This is a genomic window from Pseudolysinimonas sp., assembly GCF_031389465.1.
In the GTDB taxonomy this organism is placed as follows: Bacteria; Actinomycetota; Actinomycetes; order Actinomycetales; family Microbacteriaceae; genus Pseudolysinimonas_A.
In genome coordinates this window covers 1-9,384 of sequence record NZ_JANMSQ010000065.1, presented here as the reverse complement: position 1 = coordinate 9,384, position 9,384 = coordinate 1, and the positions used below count along the sequence as shown (strand labels likewise).

Sequence of the window (9,384 nt, the reverse complement as noted above, 5' to 3'; positions counted from 1 at the left end):
CGCGCGCTTCACGGTGAGGTCGACCGTCAGCAGGCTCATCGCACGACCCCCGGAAGCCAGCGGTCGCGCAGGGTGAGCAGCACGATCGCCGACACCGCGAGCAACAGGAGGGCGAGGGCGATCGCCGTATCGGGGTCGGAGTTCATCGCGAGGTACGACGCGATCGGCAGCGTGCGGGTGACCCCGGGGAACGAACCCGCGAACGTGATGGTCGCCCCGAACTCGCCGAGGGCGCGGGTGAAGCACAGCACTGCGCCGGCGGCGATGCCCGGGGCGACGAGCGGGAGGGTAACGAGCCGGAAGGTCTGCCCCGGCGTCGCGCCGAGCGTCGCGGCGGCGAACTCACTGCGCCGGTCGGCCGAGCGCAGCGCCCCTTCGACCGCGAACACCAGGAACGGCATCGCCACGAAGGTCTGCGCGATGACGACCGCTCCGGTGGTGAACGGAATCGTGAGGCCCAGCTCGGCGAGCCACTGCCCGGCGATGCCACGGCGTCCGAGCAGCAGCAGCAGCGCGATGCCGCCGACGACAGGCGGCAGCACGAGCGGAATCGTGATCGCCGCGCGCAACAGCCGCCGCGGCACGACGTGCCAGTGCACCGAGTGCGAGAGCAGCACCGCGACCGGGATGCCGAACGTCAGGCAGACCACGGTCGAGATGGCGGCCGTACCGAGCGACAAGAACAACGCCTGCAGCACCGCTTCGCTCACGAGCAGCCGGGGAAGCTCGATCCACGGCGCGCGCAGCAGCAACCCGAGAAGGGGGAGCACGAGCAACCCCAACCCAGCCGTCGCGAGAATCGCGATGACCGGACCGCTGCGGCCGGTTCTGCCAACGCGGTTAGGGCGCGACGAAACCGGCACGAGAGAACACCCCCCGACCGTCGGCAGAGCGCAGGTACGCGATGAACTCCTGCGCCGCTCCGGGGTCCGGCGCTCCCGCCAACAGTGCGATCGGGTAGCGGTTGACGACGCGCGACGCTTCGGGAATCTCGATGCCCTCGACGGCGTCACCCCCGGCTATGACATCGGTGCGGTAGACGAGGGCCGCATCCACCTCGCCGAGGGCGACTCTGGTGAGCGCCGCCCGCACGTCGTCTTCGTAGGTGTCGACCGATGCCGTCACCCCCACGATGTCGAGCAGCTCAGCGGCAGCCGACCCGCACGGCACCGACGGGTCGCACAGCGCGACGACCAACGCAGGGTCGGCGAGGTCGGCGAGGCTTCGCACGTTCCCGGGGTTGCCGGCGGGAACGACGAGTTCGAGCGTGTTCTCCAGCAGCACCTCGGGGTCGACCGCGAGCCCCGCGTTGACGACCGTCTGCATCGTCGACTCGTTCGCCGCGAAGAACACGTCGGCGGGCGCGCCCGACACGATCTGCTCGGCGAGGGCCGAACTGCCGCCGTAGCTGATGACAACCTCGACGTCGGGGTGGCTGGTCATGAAGCCGGCGGCCGCGTCGTCGAGCGCATCCGTGAGGGATGCCGCGGCCAGCACCGTCACGGTGGTGGTCCCGGGCGCAGGCGCAGAGCATCCCGCGAGCAGGACGACCCCCGCCGCGACGGCGAGCACCCGGAACGTCACGGCGTCAGCCCTCCGGCGAAGTCTCGACGCTCACGACGGTCGCCTTCGCGCTCGCGACCGCGAGCATCCCGGGTTCGAGCCCCAAGTCTTCGGCCGCCTCCCGCGACATCAGCGACACCACGCGGAACGGACCGGCCTGGATGACGACCTGCGCCATCACCCCGTCTTTCACGACCTCGGTGACGATCCCGGTGAAGCGGTTGCGGGCCGAGGCTTTCGCCAGCGGGAACGCCGAGGCGAGAGCGGATGCCGCCTCCGGCTCCCGCAGGAGCAGCAACAGGTCGCGCCCGTCGATCACCTGGCGGCCGTTCTCGGCCTTGTGGATGCGCACCTTGCCGGCATCCCCCCAGCGTCGAACGGTGTCATCACTCACTCCGAGCAGCGCCGCCGCCTCACCGATCTTGAACTGATTCACGGCGTTCTCCGCATTTGCGTCTCCACGGATGCAGCCTAGCCGCGTTCACGGAACCGGCACCGCGACGTCGCGCCTGAAAGAATCGAGGCATGCCCCTCGATCCCGCGTCGCCGCGTTTCGCGCGCCAACGGATTCTCGCGGGATTCGGCGCCGACGCACAGGCCGCCCTCGCGGGCGCGCACGTGCTGGTCATCGGAGCGGGCGGCCTCGGTAGCGCGGTGCTCCCGCTGCTCGCGGCGGCGGGAGTGGGCATCCTCACCGTCATGGATGACGACATCGTCGCCGAGTCGAACCTGCACCGCCAGACGCTGCACACCGCCGACGACCTGACCCGCAACAAGGCGGAGTCGGCGGCCGAAACGCTGCGCCGCCTCTCCCCTGACGCCGAGATCCGAGCGCTCCCCCAGCGGTTCGAACCCGGGAAGACGTTCGACCTCCTGCTCGACGTGGAGGTGCTCGTCGACGCGACCGACAACCCGGCCACCCGCTATCTCGCGAATGACACGGCGACGATCCGAGGTATCCCGTTGGTCTGGGGTTCTGCACTCGCCTACGCCGGCCAGGTCGGCGTCGCCTGGGACGAGAAGGGCGTCGACTACCGCGACCTCTTCCCTGAAGGCAGCGCCGACGAAGGTGACACCTGCGACGTCGTCGGCGTGCTGCCCAGCGTCTGCGGAGTGATCGGGTCGATGATGGCCACCGAGGTGCTCAAGCTGCTCACCGGGGTCGGCGAACCGTTGCTCGGCCGGGTGGCCGCGTACGACGCGCTCACCGGCCGCACCCGCGAGATCGAGTACCGCCGCGATCCCGAGGCCCCGCGCCCCGGGTCGCTCGAAGAGAGGACAGCCGCACCCGTGGAAGCCCCCCGCCGGACCATCACCCCCGAGCAGCTGCGCACCGAGCTCGCCGGCCCGACGCCGCCGGTGCTGCTCGACATCCGCGAGCCGTGGGAAGCCGAACTGGTGCAGATCCCCGGGTCGGTGTTCATCCCGATGAACCTGATTCCCGAACGGATCGGCGAACTCGACTCCGACGCCGAAACGGTCGTCTACTGCCACCTGGGGGTGCGCAGCGCGCGCGTGCTCGAATACCTCGAGCAGAACGGATTCACCGACCTCCGGCACCTCACCGGCGGCATCGACGCCTACTCCGCGAAAGCCGACCCGCAGTTGCCCCGGTACTGATCGTGGCCCGAACCCCGGTCGCCGAGCACGAGGGTCGCGTGCGCGCGCTGCTCGCGCCACTGCGCACCCGGGGTGCCGAGACGGTGCCGGTCTCCGCGGCGCTCGGCCGGGTGCTCGCCGCATCCGTCGCGTCGCCGATCGCGCTGCCTCCGTTCCGCAACTCGCAGATGGACGGTTTCGCCGTCAGGTCATCCGACATCGTTCCGGGTGTCTCCCTGCCGATCGCGGGCGAGATCGCCGCCGCTGCCGGAACGCCGGCCCCGCTCGTGGCCGGCACCGCCGTGCGCATCATGACCGGCGCGCCGCTCCCTGAGGGTGCGGATGCCGTGGTGCCGGTCGAAGACACGGTCACCTCCGAAGGCTCGACAGTCACGATCGCGTCGGCGTGGAGCCACGGCTCGTACGTCCGGGAGGTGGGGTCGGACCTCGCCGCGGGGGCGGAGCTGCTGCCCGGCGGTGTGCGGCTCGCCTCCCGCCACCTCGCCGCGCTGGCCGCCGCCGGCCTGACCGAAGTCGTCGTGGAGTCGCGCGTCCGGGTCGCGGTGATCTCGACCGGAAGCGAACTGGTCGCCCCGGGTGACCTGCTCGGCCCCGGCCAGATTTCCGACTCGAACGGCACGGCACTCGTGGCCGCCGCCCGCGACGTCGCCGCGGAGATCGTGTTCGAAGGCCGGGTCGTCGACGACCGGGCGGCGTTCGAGGCCCTGCTCGAAGCGGCGCTCGCGGCCGATGCCGAACTCGTGCTGACGAGCGGCGGCATCTCGCAGGGGGAGTACGAGGTCGTGCGCGAGGCCCTCGAGCCACGCGGCGCGCTCGTCGATGTGCTCGCGATGCAGCCGGGTGGGCCGCAGGCGATCGCGTCGTTCCAGGGCATCCCGGTGATCTGTTTTCCGGGCAATCCGGTGTCGAGCCAGCTCTCGTTCCTGCTCTTCGTCGAGCCGGTGCTGCGCGAGATCGCCGGGCTCCCCGACCGCATCCGGGTCACCCGGGTTCTCGATGCCCCCGTCACCTCCGTCGCGGGGAAGCGTCAGTTCCTGCGGGGGCTCGCGCTGCCCGACGGAAAGGTCGCGACGCTCGGTGGCGCGTCGTCGCATCTGGTCGCGGCGCTCGCCGCCGCGGACGTCCTGCTCGACATCCCCGAAGACACCACCGAGCTCCCCGCGGGCGCGACTGTGGAAACCTGGGAACTATGAGCGAGCTGAGTCACCTCGACGACGAGGGTCGCGCCCGCATGATCGACGTCGGCGGCAAGGCCGTCACGCGTCGAGTCGCGGTCGCCACCGGGCGCCTCGACACAACCGCTGAGGTGGTCGCGCTCGTCGTCGCCGACGGGTTGAAGAAGGCCGACGCGCTCGCCACCGCCCGAATCGCCGGCATCCAGGCCGCGAAGCGCACCAGCGACCTCATCCCGCTCGCCCACCTGCTGCCCCTCGAGTCGGTGACGATCGAGTTCGAGCCGGGGGAGGCATCCATCGGGATTCGCGCGACGGTCGCCGTCACCGCGAAGACCGGGGTCGAGATGGAGGCCCTCACCGCCGTCGCCATCGCCGGCCTCACGCTGCACGACATGATCAAGGCCGTGGATCCTGCCGCCGTCCTCGGCGACATCCGCCTCGTCGAGAAGACCGGCGGCAAGCACGGTCACTGGACCCCTAACAAAGCTGGTCGAGTGCCGGGTCGAGTGCCGCCAGAGGCGGTGTATCGAGATCAGGCGTATCGAGACCCGGCTCGCGGCACCGCCGTCGTCATCGTGTCGTCGACGGGAGCCGCCGTCGGCACGCGAGAAGACCGGACGGGCCCGCTGATCGTCGAGTGGCTCACCGCGCACGGCTACACCGTCGACGAGCCCGTCGTGGTCGCCGACGCCGACATCGAGGGCGCGCTGGGTGGTGCGGTTGCCGGATCCCCGGCACTCGTCATCACGACCGGCGGCACCGGCATCCACCCGCAAGACCGCACCCCCGAGGCGACCCGCACCGTGCTCGATCGCGAACTGCCCGGGGTGGCCGAGGCGATCCGCGCGGCGGGTCGCACCGGAACGCCGACCGCCGCGCTCAGCCGGGCCCTCGCGGGCATCGCGGGCTCGACGATCGTCATCAACCTCCCCGGATCGCCGGGCGGCGTGAAGGACGGCCTCGCGGTGCTCGAAACGCTGCTGCCCCACCTGCACGACCAGCTCGCCGGCGGCGGCCATGAGTGAGCCCGTCGCCCTCATCGTCGACACCCCGATCGACCGCGCCTGGCTCGAGGCGCAGGTACGAACGGATGCCGACGGCGCCGTCGTGATCTTCGAAGGCGTCATCCGCGACCACGACCACGGCGCGGGAGTGTCGAGCCTCGACTACCAGGCGCACCCGGACGCCGAGCGATTCCTGGCCGATGTCTGTGCGGAGGTCGCCTCTGCCGCAGGCCTGCGGGTCGCCGCCGCGCACCGCGTCGGCCACCTCGAGATCGGGGATGTCGCGCTCATCGCCGTCGTCGCCGCCCCGCACCGCGCCGAGGCGTTCGCCGCCTGTGCCCGACTCGTCGACGAGATCAAGCAACGCGTGCCGATCTGGAAGCGCCAGAACCTCGCCGACGGCCCCTCGGAATGGGTCGGTCTCTAGCCTCTTCCCCGGAAAGCCCCGAAGTCGGCGAGGAGCTTGACGACTCGCGTGCCCATGTTCGGAATCCCGCCATCACCCCGCAGCCCGTTGCTCCGCACTTTTCGCGTTCCTCCGCAAGAAACGTGCGGAGTAGCCCGTGGGATCAGCCGCCGGAGAAGGGTGGAAGCACGTCGACGCGGGCACCGAGGGCGCGGGCGGGGTCACGGGTCACCACCCCATCGACAAGGAACGAGCCCTTCGCCAGCACCGATCCCATGGCGGGGTAACTCGCCAGGAGGGTGTCACGCAGCTCGCCGACCGTGGCGGCGACCAGATGCTCTTCCTCGCGGCCGGCCGCCTCCGCTGCAGCGGCGAAGTAGCGGACGAGCACCTCAGCCACCGATGGCGCCCATCGAACGCTCGGGCCGGATGAAGTCGTCGGCGTCGATGCCATGCCCGGCCTGCTTGTTCCACATCGCGCCGCGCCAACGCATCGCGATCTCGGCATCCGTCGCTGCGCCGCGGAGCAGGGCGCGCAGGTCGGTCTCATCGTCGCCGAACAGGCAGGATCGCACCGTCCCCTCGGCCGTGAGCCGCGTGCGGTCGCAGGCTTCGCAGAACGACCGGGTCACCGATGCGATGATGCCCACCGTCGCCGGGCCGCCGTCGACGAACCAATCCTCCGCGGGAGCCGACGGGTCATCTCGGCCGGCAGCAACCAAGGTGAATCGGTGACCGAGCTCCTCAAGAAGTTCGGAGGCCGAGACCAGGTTGTCGCGCCGCCAAGTCTCGTCGGCATCGAGCGGCATCTGCTCGATGAACCGCAGCCGCACGTCGTTGTCGAGGGCCCAGGCGAGGAGGTCGCCGGCATCCGGGAGGGTTTCCCGCAGCGCGACGGCGTTGATCTTGATCGGGCCGAGGCCGGCCGCACGTGCCGCGTCGAGCCCGCGCAACACGGCGGGCAGCCGGTCGCGCCGGGTGACGGCGGCGAAGTGCTCGCGGTCGATCGTGTCGAGCGACACGTTGATGCGCGTCAGCCCCGCGTCGGCGAGCGCCGCGGCTTTTCGGTCGAGCCCGATGCCGTTGGTCGTCATCGCGAGCGCGATGCCGGGGGCGATGTCCGACGACGCGCGGATGATGTCGACGAGGTCGGGTCGAGTGAGGGGCTCCCCACCGGTGAACCGCACCTCGCGCACACCGAGGTCGTGTACCGCGATGCCGACGAGCCGCCCGATCTCATCCGCCGACAGCAGATCGCGGGCCGGGATGACGGGCAGCCCCTCGGCGGGCATGCAGTAGGTGCAGCGCAGCGAGCAGGCCGACGTGATCGACACCCGCAGATCCCGCGCGACGCGGCCGAACCGGTCGAGTAGATCGGCGGTGTCGGGGCGCCCCTCCATCGACGGCTGCGCTGCGGGATCGCGGCGCCGCGTCGGGATTCCGAGATCGACGGGCGGCATCCCCCCAGCCTACGGCGCGGATAATCGGTGTCGCCGGTCGGGTGAGGTTGACTAAGCAGAACAGGGAGGTCGGATGCGACGCGACTCTGCCCATCGAAGAGGGGCACGTCGGCCGATGGCACGCCGGATCGCCGGTGTCGCCGTCGTCGGCCTCGCCCTGCCGCTTGCCGCCTGCGCGACCGGCGAGGCGAGTGGCGTCGGTCTCACCCGCGCCGGCTGCCCCGCAGACATCCGCATCCAGACCGACGACATGCCCCGCGTCGAGTGGGGCTTCCTCTACGAACTGCTCGACCTCGACGAACTGCGCGCCGGTGCCACCTCGGTGAGAGCGCCACTGCTCATCGACGGCGTCCCCTCAGGCTCGACCCTCACGATCCTCCTCGGTGACCCCGACGACGGGGTGAGCGCGAACGTCGACCTCTACGACGACGAACGCATCCTGCTCGGTGCCGTCGACACCGACGTCGCGATTCTCGACGCCGACCGGCACCCGACAGTGGGCGTCTTCGCGCCGCTGTTGCGCGACCCCCGCATCGCCTACTGGGATGCCCGCGTGCACCCAGGTGTGCCGACAGTGCAGTTCGCCGGCACCCTGTTGACCCCCGACGGCACCGCGCTCATTCCGTTCGTCACCACTCCGGGCGACCCGTTCGCCGACTACGCGGTGGGAGCTCGGGTGCTGACGGTCGAACAGGTCGTCACCGATCCGCCGCCCAGCGTCGAGGGTCTGCTCGACGCGGGGGGCATCCCGGCTCAGACCGGCGACCTCCTCACCGATCCGTACGTCTTCGAGTTGCTCACCGAGTCGCCCGACGCGTTCGGTTCACAGTTGCTCGACGACGCCGGGTATGAGCGCGATGCCGGGGTGCTCTCGGCCCGGCCGGAAGCCGTCGTGCGCTACGCCGACTGCCTCAAGGTGCTCGTCCCGGTGCTGCAGCAGGCGCTCGTCGACTACCTGAGCGACCCTGACGAGACGACGGAGCTCATTGTCGAGTTGTCGGCCCGGCTCGGCGACGACAGCTACGACGCCGACCTCGCGACCGCTGCCCTCGAGGTTCTGGAGGGCGAGCGCATCGCCGGCAATGGCCGCAACGACACGATCGGCGACATTGACGTGGGCCGGTTGCGCGATCTGATCGAGGAGGCGATTCCCGCGTGGAAGCGCGCCGGCCTCTTCGTGCCGGATGTCAGCACCGACGACATCGTCACCAATCGATTCATCGACCGCTCGATCGGCCTCTAGACCGTACGCTCGTCGATCAGGTCGTGACGGCGACCTCGAGCAGTTCGGCGATGCGTCCGCGGCAACCACCACACCCGGTCCCGGCTCGGGTAGCCCCGGCGATCCCCGCGACGGTCGGCTCGCAGGTCTGCGCGGCCTCCAGTATCCGGCCCGCGGTCACCCCGTTGCACCAGCACACGGTCGTGGTCGGTGAGAGCGGCCCTTCGGCCTCGGTGAGACCGTCCGGCCCGTCGAAGCGCAGAAGCACTGACGCGTCAGATGGGAGCTCGCTGCCACGCTCGAACAGCAGGGTGAGTTCGGCGGCCGTGCGCGGCATCCCCACGCTGACGAACCCCTCAAGGACGCCGCCTCGGGAGACCAGCTTGACGTAGCGTCCGTGAGCCGGATCCGCCCACTGGGCGACCGTGCGTCCCGCCGCGCAGCCGTCGGCGTGCGACAAGGAGTCGTCGTCATCCCACGGGTCGGGCGAGACGTCGCCCGCGGCGACCAGGTCGACCCCCTCGGCTTTGAGCATGACGAGCGCCGGACGGTCCGCCGCCGCGGGCTCGACCGGATTGCCCGCGAGTTCGGCGGCGAATCGCCGCGCCAGCCATTCCGCCTGGCGCCACCCCGCGCCGATCAGGCCGCTCGGCGCCCCCCGTGGGGTGCGGTCCGGGCCCGCTGGGTCACTGATGTGCGCGCAATCGCCGATGGCGTAGACGTCGGGATCTCCCCACGACCGCAGCTCCGCGTCGACAAGCACTCCGCGGGCGACCGGAAGGCCGGCGATCCCGGCGAGTTCGGTGCGAGCCGCGACACCGCAGGAGAGCACGAGGAGGTCGCCGTGAATCACCTTTCCGTCGGCGCAGACGAGAGCGTCGAATCGTGCGCGACCGTTGTCGTCGTGTGCGAGCAGCACCGACTCGGCGCGGGT

Annotated in this window: 11 protein-coding genes; 5 read left to right on the top strand and 6 right to left on the bottom strand. The window is 70.9% G+C overall.

Features of this window, described 5'->3' with window-relative positions:
* Positions 1-35: 35 nt before the first annotated feature.
* Genes RMO30_RS02535 through RMO30_RS02525 form a run of 3 tightly spaced genes read right to left on the bottom strand, consistent with a single transcriptional unit; the run spans position 36 to position 1,999 of the window.
* Positions 36-863: an ABC transporter permease gene (locus RMO30_RS02535; protein ID WP_309709093.1), complete on the bottom strand. Its 828-nt coding sequence runs from the start codon at positions 861-863 to the stop codon at positions 36-38.
* Complete coding sequence (gene modA / locus RMO30_RS02530) at positions 841-1,584, bottom strand: molybdate ABC transporter substrate-binding protein (protein WP_309709091.1); 744 nt, start codon at positions 1,582-1,584, stop codon at positions 841-843. Before modA ends, RMO30_RS02535 begins: the two co-directional genes overlap by 23 nt.
* Before the next feature lie 4 nt (positions 1,585-1,588).
* On the bottom strand, positions 1,589-1,999 hold the full coding sequence (locus RMO30_RS02525; protein WP_309709089.1) for a TOBE domain-containing protein: 411 nt from the start codon (positions 1,997-1,999) through the stop codon (positions 1,589-1,591).
* An 89-nt stretch (positions 2,000-2,088) separates the two neighbouring features.
* On the opposite strand from RMO30_RS02525, the gene RMO30_RS02520 reads away from it, so the two are divergent.
* The 4 genes from RMO30_RS02520 to RMO30_RS02505 are packed head-to-tail and all read left to right on the top strand — an operon-like array spanning position 2,089 to position 5,789.
* Positions 2,089-3,183 carry a ThiF family adenylyltransferase gene (locus RMO30_RS02520; protein ID WP_309709085.1) on the top strand — a complete coding sequence of 365 codons (1,095 nt, stop codon included), beginning with the start codon at positions 2,089-2,091 and terminating at the stop codon, positions 3,181-3,183.
* 2 nt (positions 3,184-3,185) lie between these two features.
* Positions 3,186-4,376 carry a gephyrin-like molybdotransferase Glp gene (glp, locus tag RMO30_RS02515; protein WP_309709081.1) on the top strand — a complete coding sequence of 397 codons (1,191 nt, stop codon included), beginning with the start codon at positions 3,186-3,188 and terminating at the stop codon, positions 4,374-4,376.
* Entirely contained in the window at positions 4,373-5,383 is a 1,011-nt protein-coding gene (moaCB, locus tag RMO30_RS02510; RefSeq protein ID WP_309709079.1) for a bifunctional molybdenum cofactor biosynthesis protein MoaC/MoaB, read from the top strand. The genes glp and moaCB overlap by 4 nt, the downstream gene beginning before the upstream one ends.
* Positions 5,376-5,789: a molybdenum cofactor biosynthesis protein MoaE gene (locus RMO30_RS02505; protein ID WP_309709078.1), complete on the top strand. Its 414-nt coding sequence runs from the start codon at positions 5,376-5,378 to the stop codon at positions 5,787-5,789. The genes moaCB and RMO30_RS02505 overlap by 8 nt, the downstream gene beginning before the upstream one ends.
* Positions 5,790-5,931: 142 nt before the next feature.
* On the opposite strand, the gene RMO30_RS02500 is transcribed toward RMO30_RS02505, so the two are convergent.
* Together RMO30_RS02500 and moaA are read right to left on the bottom strand one after the other, a co-directional pair.
* Positions 5,932-6,168, bottom strand: a complete 237-nt coding sequence (locus tag RMO30_RS02500) for a MoaD/ThiS family protein (RefSeq protein ID WP_309709075.1) — start codon at positions 6,166-6,168, stop codon at positions 5,932-5,934.
* Positions 6,161-7,228, bottom strand: coding sequence for a GTP 3',8-cyclase MoaA (gene moaA, locus RMO30_RS02495; RefSeq protein WP_309709072.1), 1,068 nt, complete (start codon positions 7,226-7,228; stop codon positions 6,161-6,163). The genes RMO30_RS02500 and moaA overlap by 8 nt, the downstream gene beginning before the upstream one ends.
* 115 nt (positions 7,229-7,343) lie before the next feature.
* Here moaA and RMO30_RS02490 point away from each other — a divergent pair, with 115 nt between their 5' ends.
* Positions 7,344-8,471 (top strand): hypothetical protein, encoded by a 1,128-nt coding sequence (locus RMO30_RS02490; RefSeq protein WP_309709067.1) that lies wholly within the window; start codon positions 7,344-7,346, stop codon positions 8,469-8,471.
* A gap of 16 nt (positions 8,472-8,487) precedes the next feature.
* On the opposite strand, the gene RMO30_RS02485 is transcribed toward RMO30_RS02490, so the two are convergent.
* Positions 8,488-9,384 (bottom strand): FAD-dependent oxidoreductase (locus tag RMO30_RS02485; RefSeq protein WP_309709064.1); only part of this gene is annotated, 897 nt, incomplete at its 5' end.

Coding starts and splice junctions, on each gene's coding strand:
- RMO30_RS02520 (WP_309709085.1), top strand. CDS start 2,089: ATGCCCCTCGATCCCGCGTCGCCGCGTTTCGCGCGCCAACGGATTCTC.
- moaCB (WP_309709079.1), top strand. CDS start 4,373: ATGAGCGAGCTGAGTCACCTCGACGACGAGGGTCGCGCCCGCATGATC.
- RMO30_RS02505 (WP_309709078.1), top strand. CDS start 5,376: ATGAGTGAGCCCGTCGCCCTCATCGTCGACACCCCGATCGACCGCGCC.
- moaA (WP_309709072.1), bottom strand. CDS start 7,228: ATGCCGCCCGTCGATCTCGGAATCCCGACGCGGCGCCGCGATCCCGCA.
- RMO30_RS02490 (WP_309709067.1), top strand. CDS start 7,344: ATGGCACGCCGGATCGCCGGTGTCGCCGTCGTCGGCCTCGCCCTGCCG.